The organism is Streptococcus sp. 27098_8_66, from assembly GCF_041431945.1.
Classification (GTDB): domain Bacteria; phylum Bacillota; class Bacilli; order Lactobacillales; family Streptococcaceae; genus Streptococcus; species Streptococcus dentalis.
In genome coordinates this window covers 367,361-380,589 of record NZ_JAPVYS010000001.1, presented here as the reverse complement: position 1 = coordinate 380,589, position 13,229 = coordinate 367,361, and the positions used below count along the sequence as shown (strand labels likewise).

Sequence of the window (13,229 nt, the reverse complement as noted above, 5' to 3'; positions counted from 1 at the left end):
GGGACCTTCCCTAACGCATTCACTAGATTTAGAGGATAAAAATAATCGTTTTATCCTCTAAATCGTCGGAATACCAATCGCTACTAAAAGTGGGATTTTTTGTAGCTGTACGGGAAGCCTGATAGGGCCTTCCCTAACGCATTCACTAACCTGTAATGTTGTTGTTTAAACTAATAATTTATTTAATTCGTATATGATTAAAATCGTAAAAAGGAGTCGTCATGTCATTAGCTAAAGATATTGCTAGCCATCTTTTGAAAATCGAAGCGGTTTATTTGAAACCAGAAGAACCTTTTACTTGGGCATCTGGGATCAAGTCCCCAATTTATACAGATAACCGTGTAACACTTGCTTATCCAGAAACTCGTACCTTGATCGAAAATGGATTTGTAGATAAAATCAAGGAAGCTTTCCCTGAAGTAGAAGTGATTGCAGGAACTGCAACTGCAGGGATTCCTCACGGTGCGATTATTGCGGACAAGATGAATTTGCCATTTGCCTACATTCGTAGCAAACCAAAAGACCACGGTGCTGGTAATCAAATCGAAGGCCGTGTACCACAAGGCCAAAAGATGGTCGTAGTGGAAGATTTGATTTCTACTGGTGGATCTGTCTTGGATGCCGTCGCAGCTGCCAAGCGTGAAGGGGCGGACGTTCTTGGTGTCGTAGCCATCTTTACCTACCAATTGGAGAAAGCCGATAAGAAATTTGCGGAAGCTGGCGTTCAACTTGAAACCTTGTCTAACTATACTGAATTGATTCATTTGGCAGAAGAACAAGGTTACATCACTTCTGAAGGTTTAGAGTTGTTGCACCGTTTCAAGGAAAACCAAGAAACTTGGCAAAATAAATAATAGGACGGAAGCGTTTCTAACGCTTCTTTTTTATACTCTTTTCACTAGTTGGTGGTTAACTTGAAATTCAAAGTAAAATCCGGTATGATAGTAGTAATTGCCTATTTCCCTGCCTGTGGTGGAGTATCAAGTCGGGGGGAGAAAGATACCAAAAGACATTCACCTATGCTTATTTTAGGGAGACTTCTTCCAAATCTAGGCAGGCCAATGTTTTCGATAGTACCTATATTCTTGGAGCCGGCAAAAATCTGGATTTGCGGATGATATTCCCAATCGGGTCTCCCATGACATTCTTTTATAATCCAGTCGACCCACAGATTGGTTTTGTCGAACGATATGCCGGCTTAGTCGGTTTTTATAAAATCGGAATGATTCTAACGGTTGGAATTTATCTTGGGTTAGTATGTATTTTAATCCTAGTGTTTTAGGTTAGTTAAGGTTAATAGTTAAAAATTGGTTGGATAAAATGAATGTATCCATAATTACCATTTTACAGTTGATGATCACCCCAAAACAGCAGAAATGCTGTTTTTTTGATATAATGGACCTATGTTATCGAAAAGTAAACGTATTCTATTTGGGATGCTTCATGTTGTCATGTTGCTAGTGATGGTCCACTGGTTCTTGATTAGTGTGATCTATCTGAGAGAGATTTCATGGCTAGCCATTTTAGGTGCTGGATTGCTATTTCTGCTAGCCTGGCTGAAACGCGATGGGCTAAAGAGTGCCTTTGCTTGGTTGACCCGACACAAAAAAGGCTTCTTGCTTGGAGCGGTTCTCTTTCAGTTGATTGTCATGGTCTGTGCGGAGCTCTTTATCCGTCGGGATGCCGCAGTTGTTTTCAAAGGGGCATTTGATCTTCTTAAGCAATCCTCTATCACCAACTACCTCAGTCGCAATCCCAATAACATTCCGCTCTTTCTTTACGAGAAGTTTTTCTATGTCTTATTTGGCTCTAGCGGTCTGTGGGTCATGCAGGCTCTCAATATCCTCTATGTTAATCTGGGAGCAGTCCTCTTGTATAAGCTGTCTCAGAAGCATTTCAATCAAAAAACAGCTGATCTGGTCTATCTCTTCTATGTGAGCTTGATCTGTTACTCGCCGTATTTCTATTCCATGTACACGGACATTCCGCCTCTTCCATTGATTGCTCTTCAATTGTGGTGGGCCTTGGATCTCTTGAAGGAAGATCAAGCAGGCTCCTGGAAGAAGAATGTTGGCTTGGGAATCTTATCTGGCGTGACCATGTTGATCCGTCCAACGACGATTATTGTCATGATTGCCTTTTGGGCTGTGCTCTTCTTCAGAGGAAATTGGAAGGCCTTTGGCAAGATTGCTACGGTGACAGTCATGATGACAGGCTTTGTCTTTGCAGGATTGAATACAGCGGTCAATCATCAAACAGTTGTACCGATCTTGAAACAAGAAGGGTTGGCTAAAGGACCGCTCTTGTTTATCAATCTGGGCTTGACGGATATGGGTCATAACCAAGAAGATATGAAAGAGGGATTGTTGGCCTATATCGATGAGGACAAGCGCTCAGATTACAACAATGGCCTCTTTAAAAAGGAAAATGTGATCAAAGAAATCAAGCGCCGTCTCAAGGAATATGGACCTTTAGGTTTGATCGGTCATATCTACTACAAGCAATCCTTGACGGTAGCAGAAGGAACCCTTGGCTGGCTGTACCGAGATGTAGAGTATGAGAAGACGCCTTTGATTAACCCTCTCTATGCACCCCTGACTAAAAATAATGGTCTGGCAAAATGGGTGCGGACCTATTTCCTTAGCATTGATCGCCCGCAATACAAGTATTATGAATTTGTGAAGCAGGTGATCTGGATCGTTCTATCGGCTGGTTTGGTTGGGGCTTATTTCAAACGTCGAGATACAGATGACTTTAACTTCCTTTCCTTAGCGGTCTTTGGTGGCTTGCTCTTCTTAACCATCTTTGAAGGCGGGAAGACCCGCTACCTCATTCAATTCTTACCGCAAATTTTACTAGTCGCTTCGATCGGTCTAGCAGGATTTACCAAGAAGGAAAATACATAAAAGCTCTGGCTTGTTTGACAGGCAGCAATAGAGGTTGGACAAAAATGTCCAGCCTCTTTTTTATCCAGTAGTTCTGCACCAAATGTGGTATAATGGAAGGTAAGAATTTATTGGATAGCGGAGAGTTTCCATGCAGCATTCACCCTGGCATGAAGCCATCAAGTCCCATCTTCCAGAAGGGTATTTTCACCAGATCAATGACTTTATGAATGAAGTCTACAGCAAAGGAGTGGTTTATCCACCGCGTGACAAGGTCTTTAAGGCCTTGCAGACGACAGAGATGGATCAGGTCAAGGTCTTGATCTTAGGCCAAGATCCCTACCATGGACCGGATCAAGCGCAGGGCTTAAGTTTTTCTGTTCCAGATCATGTACCAGCGCCGCCTTCTTTGCAAAATATTCTTAAAGAATTACGCTCAGATATTGGAGAGAAGCGGTCGCATGATCTGACCTCTTGGGCAGAGCAAGGGGTGCTCTTGCTCAATGCCTGTTTGACGGTTCCAGCTGGTCAGGCTAATGGTCATGCAGGACAAATTTGGGAGCCTTTCACAGATGCTGTGATCAAGGTGGTCAATGAGTTGGAGGAGCCAGTTGTCTTTATACTCTGGGGATCTTATGCCCGTAAGAAAAAGCCGCTGATTACCCACGATCGACATTTGGTCCTTGAATCAGCTCACCCAAGTCCTTTATCGGCCTACCGAGGATTCTTTGGTTCCCAACCCTTTTCAAAAACCAATCAATTTTTGAAAGAGGCGGGACGTGAGCCGATTGATTGGTTAAGATAGGAGAAAGAAATGCCACAATTAGCAACGATTTGTTACATTGACAATGGGAAAGAATTTCTCATGTTGCATCGCAATAAAAAGCCCAATGATGTCCATGAAGGTAAATGGATCGGAGTTGGTGGAAAATTAGAACGCGGAGAAACCCCACAGGAGTGTGCTGCGCGTGAGATTTTTGAGGAGACGGGCCTTAGAGCCAAGCCAGTCTTGAAAGGGATCATTACATTTCCAGAGTTTACTCCAGATTTGGACTGGTACACCTATGTCTTCAAGGTAACAGATTTTGAAGGAGAACTGATCGAGTGTAACGAAGGAACCTTGGAGTGGGTGCCTTATGATCAAGTCCTCTCAAAACCAACCTGGGAAGGGGACCACACCTTTGTCGAGTGGTTGTTGGAGGATAAACCCTTCTTTTCAGCAATGTTTCGCTATGACGGCGACCGCTTGTTAGAGTCGCATGTTGATTTTTATGAATAAAGGAGAATGCAATGGTTGTCATTAAAAATGGTCGCGTAATGGATCCCAAAACTGGCTTGGATCAAGTCTGTGATCTTCGCATTGAAGGAAAGAAAATTGTAGAGATCGCTGAAAACCTCCCAACGGATGGACAAGAAGTCCTTGATGCTACTGGTCTGGTTGTAGCTCCTGGATTGATCGATGTACACGTGCATTTCCGTGAACCCGGTCAAACTCATAAAGAAGACATCCATACGGGTGCCTTAGCCGCGGCTGCTGGTGGTTTTACCAGAGTGGTCATGATGGCCAATACCAATCCGACCATTTCAGATATTGCGACCTTAGAGGAAGTCTTAGCTTCTGCAGCCAAGGAAAATCTTCACATTCATACGGTTGCGACGGTGACTAAGAACTTTGACGGTCAACACCTGACAGATTTTGAAGGCCTGCTTAAGGCCGGTGCAGTGGGATTTTCAGATGATGGGATTCCCCTTCAAAGTACTAAGGTTGTCCGTGAAGCCTTGGAAGAGGCTAAGCGTCTAGGGACCTTTATTAGTCTGCATGAAGAAGACCCTGAGTTGAATGGCATTCTTGGTTTGAATGAGAACATTGCCAAGGAACACTTCCATGTCTGTGGGGCGACGGGTGTAGCCGAATATTCAATGGCTGCGCGTGATGCAATGATTGCCCATGCGACAGGTGCTCACCTCCATATCCAACACCTTTCCAAGGAAGAAAGTGTCAAAGTGGTGGAATTTGCCCAAGGATTAGGAGCTCATGTGACGGCAGAAGTGGCACCTCAACACTTTTCGAAAACAGAAAGTCTGCTCTTGACTAAAGGAAGCAATGCTAAGATGAATCCACCTCTTCGTTTGGAATCTGACCGTCTAGCAGTGATTGAAGGCTTGAAGTCAGGCGTTATCTCTGTGATTGCGACGGACCACGCGCCTCACCATGCGGATGAGAAGAATGTTCCTGATATTACCAAAGCACCATCTGGAATGACTGGGCTTGAAACTTCGCTCTCTCTTGGTTTGACCTATTTGGTGCATGCAGGTCATTTAAGCCTGATGCAATTGCTTGAAAAGATGTCCTATAATCCAGCACGTCTCTATGATTTTGATGCTGGATATATCGCAGTGGATGGACCGGCAGATTTGACCATCTTTGATCCAGAAGCAGATCGTTTGGTATCGGATCATTTCGCTTCAAAAGCTGGCAATTCACCATTTGTGGGTGAAACATTAAAAGGGAAAGTTGCTTATACAATCTGTGATGGACAAGTGATTTTTCAAGGATAAGCGATCGTATTCATATGAATCTTAAAAAAATGATGCAAGGCTTGGTTTTCTTTTTAACCAGCCTTCTTGTCTTTGTCTTTCTATTTCGTGCTCTGCTACCAACTGCGTCCCCTCGTATGACCAAGCCCAAAACGACTGCGAAAGAAATCACCTATACTTATGTAGCTCTAGGAGATTCACTGACCGAAGGAGTAGGGGATAGCACCAAGCAAGGGGGCTTTGTGCCCATCCTTGCCCAAAGTTTGTCCAATGAAAATGACGGCCAGTACCAACCTGTCAACTATGGAGTAGCTGGAAATACAAGTGCTCAGATCTTAGATCGGCTCAAGAAGCAAACAGACCTTCAGAAGGATCTCAAAAAGGCGCGTGTCATGACCTTAACGGTTGGGGGAAATGATCTGCGCAAAGTCGTTGTCGATCATCTGAGTGATTTTTCTCTATCAGATATCCAAAAACCGCTCAAGAATTATACAGCGAACCTCAAAGAAATTATTACAAAGGCCAGAAAGGACAATCCTCATCTTCCCATTTATGTAGTGGGAATCTACAATCCTCTTTACCTGAATTTTCCTGAATTAACCAGTATCCAGACGGCTGTAGATCGTTGGAATGAGACGACGGAAGAAACCACAGCGCAATTTGATCAGGTCTATTTCGTTCCGATCAATGATGCCCTGTATAAAGGAATCGACGGGGAAATGGGTGTGTCAGAAGTCAGTGATGGCAAGGCGACGATTGCTAACGATGCCTTGTATGAAGAAGATCGTTTTCACCCCAACAACACAGGTTATGAAAAGATGAAACAAGCAATATTGGAGAAAATCAATGCCACGAAGAAAACATGGAGTCAAAAATAATCCCATCAAAGAGAAGGTCCCCTTCCTTCAAAAAATCAATATTTGGAAATGGTTATTTTTAGGTTTGGTCAGCCTTCTCTTAGCCTTTGCTTTAGTCGTGCAGGGACGCTTAGCGACGCCAAGAGAAGATGTTAGCCAGCTTCATCAAGCAGTTGGCACCAAAGATGTCAAAGTTGGAACCATGACGACAACCCGAGATCAGCTCAATGACACCATCAAATCGCTTCTGAAAAAATATAAGCTGTCCGACTACAAGGTCTATGCGGACAATCAGCAAATCCTATTAGAAGGGCAGTTGAGTTTCTTAGGGAAGGAGTATCCCTTATATATTTACTTTCAACCATCCAAATTGGAAAATGGGAACATTCTCTTGACGGTGAAGGATTTTTCAGTCGGAACCTTTCAAATTCCACAAAGGATGGTTTTGCAGCTCTTGAGCAAGAATAAAACTATTCCAGAATTTATCCAAATTTCACCAAAGCAGTCTACTATCACCATTGTATTACCAGAAATTGACAATGACTTTGGAATCTATGTCAAGGCCAATACCATTGACCTCTATAATGACAAGATCGTTTTTGATTTGTATCAGAAGAAGTAGGGCGAAAGAGGCTATTCAAATTGAATTCAAAGTCATCTTAAAAACTTTCCTTAGGCTCAATAATTCCGAGTGCTAGAAACATCCGTGTTTCTAGCACTTTTCTCACGGCGGAAAGTTTCATTATATGATGTGTTTGAATGATCCTATTTGTTTATAGCATTATAATTTTTTAAGAGCATCTCGGTTTTCTTATGTAAAAACAGGCTGTCTATAGACTAAGTAGAATCGAAAGCTTTATTTTGTTCTATTCAAAAAATTCAGAATATTACGGAAAATTCTTGACATTGATTCTTGCCTATGCTAGAATACTAGGCAAGACATTGAACAAAGGAGAAAGTCAAACATGAAAACAGCTAAGTTTATTCAATTTGATTTGTTGTTGAGGTATAAGGGCTAGTGCAGAAGCATTAGTCCTGTTTGGCTTACCAAGCGGGCAAAAACATCTCGCTTGGTTATCCGAGTGAGATGTTTTTCTTTATATCCACTACATAGAAATGAGGAGACCCTATGCGTAAAGTTGAATTTTTAGATACCAGCCTTCGGGACGGTGAACAGACTCCAGGAGTTAATTTCTCTATCAAAGAAAAGATTGCCATTGCTAAACAATTGGAAAAGTGGGGCATTTCTGCTATTGAAGCAGGTTTTCCTGCAGCTAGTCCTGATTCCTTCACTGCTGTTCAAGAGATTGCCAAGGTCTTGACCAAGACAGCCGTGACAGGCTTGGCCCGTTCTGTCAAATCAGATATTGATGCTTGTTATGAAGCCTTGAAGGATGCTAAGTATCCGCAAGTTCACGTCTTTATCGCAACGAGTCCGATTCACCGGGAGTTTAAACTCAACAAGACCAAGGAAGAAATCCTTGAAGCGATCAAAGAGCACGTTTCTTACGCTCGCTCAAAATTTGAGATTGTGGAATTTTCTCCCGAAGATGCGACCCGGACAGAATTGGATTTCCTCTTGCAAGTCGTACAGACTGCAGTCGATGCTGGTGCTAGCTACATCAATATTCCTGATACAGTTGGTTTCACGACACCAGCAGAGTACGGTGCCATTTTCAAATACTTGATTGACCATGTCAAGACAGACCGCGAGATTATCTATTCCCCTCATTGCCATGATGACCTAGGTATGGCCGTGGCGAATAGCCTCGCTGCTGTTAAAAATGGTGCCCGTCGTGTCGAAGGAACCATTAATGGGATCGGGGAGCGGGCCGGCAATGCGGCGCTTGAAGAAGTAGCAGTTGCTCTCAATATCCGTGAAGACTATTTCCAAGTGGAAAGTCCGATCGTCCTTAATGAAACCATCAACACTTCTGAGTTGATCTCTCGTTACTCTGGTATTCCAATTCCTAAAAACAAGGCGGTTGTTGGTGGCAATGCCTTCTCACACGAGTCTGGTATTCACCAAGACGGGGTCCTTAAAAATCCTCTTACCTATGAAATAATTACCCCTGAGTTGGTGGGTGTTAAGAGCAATAGTCTCCCTCTTGGAAAATTGTCTGGTCGCCATGCCTTTGTCGAAAAACTGCATGAGTTGGGACTGGATTTCACAGAAGAAGACATCAAGCCATTGTTTGCTAAGTTCAAATCTCTGGCAGACAAGAAACACGAGATCACAGATGCCGATATCCGCGCCCTTGTTGCCGGTACAGCAGTGGAAAATCCAGAAGGATTCCAATTTAACGATCTCCGCTTGAGCACCAATGCAGACGAAACCATTACAGCAGCAGTTAGCCTCAGCAATGAAGAAGGGGAAGTACTTGAATTCCTTGCCAATGGTCAAGGGTCAGTTGAAGCGATCTTTAATGCGATTGATAAATTCTTCAACCAAACCGTTCGCTTGACCTCATACAATATCGATGCAGTGACAGATGGGATCGATGCCCAAGCCCGTGTCTTGGTATCCGTGGAAAATGTCGATACAGATACGATTTTCAATGCCTCTGGTTTGGACTTTGACGTATTGAAAGCCTCTGCCATCGCTTATATCAATGCCAACACGCTGGTTCAAAAAGAGAATGCGGGTGAGATGGGACGAGCTGTCTCCTACCGTGATCTTCCACAAGCCTAAGAGGAAATGAACATGACAAAGAAAATTGTAACACTTGCAGGAGATGGGATTGGCCCTGAGATCATGGCAGCTGGACTAGAGGTCCTCGCAGCCGTTGCTCCCAAAATCGGCTTTGATTATAGTCTAGAAGACAAACCTTTTGGGGGTGCTGGGATTGATGCCGCTGGCCACCCACTTCCCCAAGATACTCTAAAAGCAGCTAAAGGAGCGGATGCTATTCTTCTCGCGGCTATCGGGAGTCCTGAGTATGACAATGCTCCTGTTCGTCCAGAACAAGGCCTGCTCGCTATTCGCAAGGAATTAAATCTCTTTGCCAATATTCGTCCTGTACGGATTTTTGATGCTTTGAAACACTTGTCTCCTTTGAAACCAGAGCGTATCGAGGGTGTCGACTTTGTGGTCGTACGTGAATTGACAGGTGGGATTTACTTCGGAGACCATATCTTAAAAGAAGATACAGCACGCGATATCAATGATTACAGTACAGAAGAAATCCGTCGGATTATGCGCCAAGCCTTCAAGATCGCGCAAGGACGTGGTAAGAAAGTGACCAGTATCGATAAGCAAAATGTCCTTGCAACTTCTAAATTGTGGCGCCAAGTGGCAGAAGAAGTTGCTAAAGAATTTCCAGATGTGACCTTAGAGCACCAGCTTGTCGATAGTGCGGCCATGATCATGATTACCAATCCAGCCCGCTTTGATGTTGTAGTGACAGAAAATCTATTCGGAGATATCTTATCTGATGAATCGAGCGTCCTTCCTGGAACACTAGGCGTGATGCCATCTGCCAGTCATTCTGACCAAGGACCAAGTATGTACGAACCGATTCATGGTTCAGCACCTGACATTGCAGGTCAAGGCATTGCCAATCCGATTTCCATGATCCTGTCCGTTGCCATGATGCTCCGAGACAGTTTTGGAGAAACAGCAGGTGCAGAAATGATCGAAGAAGCTGTCAATCAAACCTTGAATCAAGGAATTTTGACGCGAGATCTAGGTGGTCAGGCTTCTACTGCTGAGATGACTGCAGCCATTATGGGGAATCTCTAAGATGACTTGGAGAGATCGCTGTTTAGTTGTTATTGCTATTTGGAATAGTATCGTATTTCTGACCTATGGTTTAGATAAACGAAAAGCTATCCAAAACAGGTGGCGGATTCCTGAAAAGGTCCTGTTACTCGAGAGCTGGGTGCTTGGTGGATTCGGAGCTCTACTAGGTGGATATCTCTTTCACCACAAGGTGCGGAAATGGTATTTTCAAGCTACCTGGTGGGGCAGTAGCCTTTTTTTAGCAGGTGCCCTCTTTCTAATCCTTCAATGGATTTCCTAGCAAGAAGATAAATGGAGAAAGACGATGAGTGGAAAATCTATCTTTGATAAACTTTGGGACCGCCACGTGATTACAGGAGTGGAAGGGCAACCCCAACTCATGTATGTGGACCAACACTACATCCACGAAGTGACGAGTCCGCAAGCCTTTCAAGGATTACGGGACGCAGGACGCAAGGTTCGACGACCTGATTTAACCTTTGGAACCTTTGATCACAATGTTCCAACGGTCAATATTTTTGATATTCGAGATGTGATTTCAAAAGCCCAGATTGATAAATTAGCTGAGAATGTGGTGGACTTTGGGATTGATCATGCTGCCCATGGTTCTGCCAAGCAAGGAATCGTTCATATGGTGGGCCCTGAAACCGGTCGGACCCAGCCTGGAAAATTTATTGTCTGTGGAGACAGCCATACCGCAACACACGGAGCCTTTGGTGCCATTGCCTTTGGGATTGGAACCAGTGAAGTGGAGCATGTCTTTGCCACCCAAACCATCTGGCAAGTCAAACCAAAGAAAATGTTGGTTGAATTCACCGGAACCCCACAAAAAGGGATCTATTCAAAGGATTACATCCTAGCTTTAATAGCGCGCTACGGTGTTGCTTGTGGAGTTGGCTACGTCGTAGAGTATCGGGGAGAAGCAATTGATCGCTTGACCATGGAAGAACGCATGACCATCTGTAACATGTCTATCGAGTTTGGATCCAAAATGGGGATCATGAATCCAGATGAGACGACCTTTGACTACCTCCGGGGACGTGAATGTGTGCCAGATGATTTTGAGACTGCAGTGGCTGATTGGAAGACTCTGGTTAGTGATGACGATGCCGTTTATGACAAAGTAATCCGTATGGATGTATCTGATCTTGCTCCGATGGTGACTTGGGGGACCAATCCTTCTATGGGAGTGGACTTTGAGACTCCTTTTCCAGACATTCGCGACATGAATGATGAACGGGCTTATCATTATATGGATCTAGAACCTGGCCAAAAACCAGCAGACATTGAATTAGGCTATATCTTTATCGGTTCTTGTACCAATGCGCGTCTCAGCGATTTGGAGTTGGCAGCTAAGTTTGTGAAAGGCAAAAAAATTGCGCCCAACTTAACTGCTATTGTGGTACCTGGCTCTCGTCCGGTTAAGCAAGCTGCCGAAAAATTAGGCTTAGACAAGATCTTCATGGATGCGGGCTTTGAATGGCGTGATCCAGGATGCTCCATGTGTCTAGGAATGAATCCGGACAAGGTGCCGGATGGAGTCCACTGTGCGTCAACTAGCAACCGGAACTTTGAAGACCGCCAAGGATTTGGGGCTAAGACCCATCTCTGTAGCCCCGCAATGGCGGCAGCAGCAGCAATCGCCGGTCGCTTTGTCGATGTACGCCAAATGCCAGAAGTCCAGTAAAAGGAGGAATCATGGAGAAATTTACCATTTATACGGGAACTACGGTTCCCTTGATGAACGATAATATCGATACCGACCAAATCCTCCCCAAGCAATTTTTAAAGCTGATTGATAAAAAAGGCTTTGGAAAGTACCTCATGTACGCTTGGCGCTACTTGGATGATCGATACTCCGAGGATCCAGAATTTATCTTTAACAAAGCAGAATATCGTCAGGCCACCATTTTGATTACTGGCGACAATTTTGGGGCTGGTTCTTCTCGGGAGCACGCAGCCTGGGCTTTAGCTGATTATGGCTTTAAAGTTGTTATCGCCGGCTCTTTTGGAGATATCCATTACAATAATGAACTCAATAATGGGATGCTACCAATAGTCCAGCCTTTAGAGGTTCGTCATAAGCTGGCAAGCTTGAAGCCGACAGATGAGGTAACGGTGGATTTGGAAGAGCAGAAGATCATCTCGCCTGTTGGAGAATTCAGCTTTGAGATTGATAGGGATTGGAAGCACAAATTACTCAACGGTCTAGATGACATTGGGATTACCCTCCAATACGAGGACTTGATTGCTGCTTATGAGAAGAATCGGCCCGCCTATTGGCAATAAAATTGTATAGTTAATTAAGAATTTTCAGAAAATATATTGAAGCTTTTTGGGAATTTTGATAGAATAGAAAAAAAGAAATAGAAGAGGACGAAATTTATGACAAAACACATTCAATGGGACGGTACACTTTCACAAGAAGGATTTGACATTCTTAAAGGCGAGGGTGGTTGTATCGTCTGCCCTACCAAAGTTGGCTACATCATCATGACTAGCGACAAGGCTGGCTTGGAACGGAAGTTTGAAGCCAAAGAACGCAACCGCAACAAACCTGGTGTAGTTCTTTGTGGAAGCATGGATGAACTTCGTGCCCTTGCGCAATTGAATCCTGAAATCGAAGCCTTCTACCAAAAACATTGGGATGAAGATATCTTGCTTGGTTGTATCCTTCCATGGCGTGAAGATGCCTATGCAAAATTACAAGCCTTCGGAGATGGACGCGAGGAACTCATGACAGATGTTCGTGGAACCAGCTGTTTTGTCATTAAATTTGGTAAAGCTGGTGAGCAAATTGCCAAGGAAATGTGGGAAAAAGAAGGCAAGATGGTTTACGCCTCTTCAGCTAACCCATCCGGTAAAGGAAACCGTGGGAAGGTTGAAGGAATTGGTGAGCGTATCGAAGGTGCTGTTGACTTGGTCATCGAAGCCGATGATTATGTAGCCTCTATCCAACCAGACAAGACCATTGAAACACGCTATGAACAAGGGGTAATGGTCTCTATGGTTGATTCCGAAGGAAAATTGATTCCAGAACAAGGGGCAGGTAGCCGTTCTGTCAATACTTGTCCAGTTGTCATCCGTAAAGGATTGGATATCGATAAGATCATGATGCACTTATCTGATCATTTCAACTCTTGGAACTACCGCCAAGGGGAATACTATTAAGAAACAGAAAAAAGCATTCCATTTGGGATGCTTTTT

14 protein-coding genes are annotated in these 13,229 nt (G+C 43.9%); all 14 read left to right on the top strand.

The features are described from left to right. Nucleotides 1–221 precede the first annotated feature (221 nt). The 14 genes from pyrE to O3642_RS01780 all read left to right on the top strand — a co-directional run bounded on the left by pyrE (nucleotide 222) and on the right by O3642_RS01780 (nucleotide 13,193). Nucleotides 222–854, top strand: a complete 633-nt coding sequence (gene pyrE / locus O3642_RS01845) for an orotate phosphoribosyltransferase (RefSeq protein WP_003003338.1) — start codon at nucleotides 222–224, stop codon at nucleotides 852–854. A 284-nt stretch (nucleotides 855–1,138) separates the two neighbouring features. Continuing rightward, complete coding sequence (locus O3642_RS01840; protein WP_371605263.1) at nucleotides 1,139–1,282, top strand: hypothetical protein; 144 nt, start codon at nucleotides 1,139–1,141, stop codon at nucleotides 1,280–1,282. 121 nt (nucleotides 1,283–1,403) lie between these two features. After that, complete coding sequence (locus tag O3642_RS01835) at nucleotides 1,404–2,906, top strand: glycosyltransferase family 39 protein (RefSeq protein ID WP_371605262.1); 1,503 nt, start codon at nucleotides 1,404–1,406, stop codon at nucleotides 2,904–2,906. 130 nt (nucleotides 2,907–3,036) lie between these two features. Beyond that, nucleotides 3,037–3,690, top strand: a complete 654-nt coding sequence (locus O3642_RS01830) for a uracil-DNA glycosylase (RefSeq protein ID WP_023917989.1) — start codon at nucleotides 3,037–3,039, stop codon at nucleotides 3,688–3,690. 9 nt (nucleotides 3,691–3,699) lie between these two features. Then, on the top strand, nucleotides 3,700–4,164 hold the full coding sequence (locus O3642_RS01825) for an 8-oxo-dGTP diphosphatase (protein ID WP_003003493.1): 465 nt from the start codon (nucleotides 3,700–3,702) through the stop codon (nucleotides 4,162–4,164). An 11-nt stretch (nucleotides 4,165–4,175) separates the two neighbouring features. Continuing rightward, the gene (locus O3642_RS01820; protein WP_049474885.1) at nucleotides 4,176–5,444 is read left to right on the top strand and encodes a dihydroorotase; all 1,269 of its coding nucleotides are present in this window, start codon (nucleotides 4,176–4,178) and stop codon (nucleotides 5,442–5,444) included. 14 nt (nucleotides 5,445–5,458) lie between these two features. Next, nucleotides 5,459–6,301 (top strand): SGNH/GDSL hydrolase family protein, encoded by an 843-nt coding sequence (locus O3642_RS01815; RefSeq protein ID WP_371605261.1) that lies wholly within the window; start codon nucleotides 5,459–5,461, stop codon nucleotides 6,299–6,301. Further along, a complete protein-coding gene (locus O3642_RS01810; RefSeq protein WP_371605260.1) occupies nucleotides 6,270–6,902 on the top strand; it encodes a YpmS family protein in 633 nt (210 codons plus the stop codon). The genes O3642_RS01815 and O3642_RS01810 overlap by 32 nt, the downstream gene beginning before the upstream one ends. A gap of 507 nt (nucleotides 6,903–7,409) precedes the next feature. Then, on the top strand, nucleotides 7,410–8,972 hold the full coding sequence (locus tag O3642_RS01805; protein ID WP_371605259.1) for a 2-isopropylmalate synthase: 1,563 nt from the start codon (nucleotides 7,410–7,412) through the stop codon (nucleotides 8,970–8,972). 12 nt (nucleotides 8,973–8,984) lie between these two features. After that, nucleotides 8,985–10,022 (top strand): 3-isopropylmalate dehydrogenase, encoded by a 1,038-nt coding sequence (gene leuB, locus O3642_RS01800; RefSeq protein WP_371605258.1) that lies wholly within the window; start codon nucleotides 8,985–8,987, stop codon nucleotides 10,020–10,022. Between the two features lies 1 nt (nucleotide 10,023). Next, nucleotides 10,024–10,302, top strand: coding sequence for a DUF1294 domain-containing protein (locus tag O3642_RS01795; protein WP_003012117.1), 279 nt, complete (start codon nucleotides 10,024–10,026; stop codon nucleotides 10,300–10,302). 24 nt (nucleotides 10,303–10,326) lie between these two features. Continuing rightward, on the top strand, nucleotides 10,327–11,709 hold the full coding sequence (leuC, locus tag O3642_RS01790; RefSeq protein ID WP_270298365.1) for a 3-isopropylmalate dehydratase large subunit: 1,383 nt from the start codon (nucleotides 10,327–10,329) through the stop codon (nucleotides 11,707–11,709). 11 nt (nucleotides 11,710–11,720) lie between these two features. Then, nucleotides 11,721–12,311: a 3-isopropylmalate dehydratase small subunit gene (gene leuD / locus O3642_RS01785; RefSeq protein ID WP_003011923.1), complete on the top strand. Its 591-nt coding sequence runs from the start codon at nucleotides 11,721–11,723 to the stop codon at nucleotides 12,309–12,311. Between the two features lie 96 nt (nucleotides 12,312–12,407). Then, nucleotides 12,408–13,193, top strand: coding sequence for an L-threonylcarbamoyladenylate synthase (locus O3642_RS01780; RefSeq protein ID WP_003012044.1), 786 nt, complete (start codon nucleotides 12,408–12,410; stop codon nucleotides 13,191–13,193). The last annotated feature ends 36 nt before the right edge of the window (nucleotides 13,194–13,229 follow it).

Bases quoted from the DNA above. Each gene is read 5' to 3' on its own strand.
- pyrE (WP_003003338.1), top strand. From the start codon at position 222: ATGTCATTAGCTAAAGATATTGCTAGCCATCTTTTGAAAATCGAAGCG.
- O3642_RS01840 (WP_371605263.1), top strand. From the start codon at position 1,139: ATGACATTCTTTTATAATCCAGTCGACCCACAGATTGGTTTTGTCGAA.
- O3642_RS01835 (WP_371605262.1), top strand. From the start codon at position 1,404: ATGTTATCGAAAAGTAAACGTATTCTATTTGGGATGCTTCATGTTGTC.
- O3642_RS01830 (WP_023917989.1), top strand. From the start codon at position 3,037: ATGCAGCATTCACCCTGGCATGAAGCCATCAAGTCCCATCTTCCAGAA.
- O3642_RS01825 (WP_003003493.1), top strand. From the start codon at position 3,700: ATGCCACAATTAGCAACGATTTGTTACATTGACAATGGGAAAGAATTT.
- O3642_RS01820 (WP_049474885.1), top strand. From the start codon at position 4,176: ATGGTTGTCATTAAAAATGGTCGCGTAATGGATCCCAAAACTGGCTTG.
- O3642_RS01815 (WP_371605261.1), top strand. From the start codon at position 5,459: ATGAATCTTAAAAAAATGATGCAAGGCTTGGTTTTCTTTTTAACCAGC.
- O3642_RS01810 (WP_371605260.1), top strand. From the start codon at position 6,270: ATGCCACGAAGAAAACATGGAGTCAAAAATAATCCCATCAAAGAGAAG.
- O3642_RS01805 (WP_371605259.1), top strand. From the start codon at position 7,410: ATGCGTAAAGTTGAATTTTTAGATACCAGCCTTCGGGACGGTGAACAG.
- leuB (WP_371605258.1), top strand. From the start codon at position 8,985: ATGACAAAGAAAATTGTAACACTTGCAGGAGATGGGATTGGCCCTGAG.
- O3642_RS01795 (WP_003012117.1), top strand. From the start codon at position 10,024: ATGACTTGGAGAGATCGCTGTTTAGTTGTTATTGCTATTTGGAATAGT.
- leuC (WP_270298365.1), top strand. From the start codon at position 10,327: ATGAGTGGAAAATCTATCTTTGATAAACTTTGGGACCGCCACGTGATT.
- leuD (WP_003011923.1), top strand. From the start codon at position 11,721: ATGGAGAAATTTACCATTTATACGGGAACTACGGTTCCCTTGATGAAC.
- O3642_RS01780 (WP_003012044.1), top strand. From the start codon at position 12,408: ATGACAAAACACATTCAATGGGACGGTACACTTTCACAAGAAGGATTT.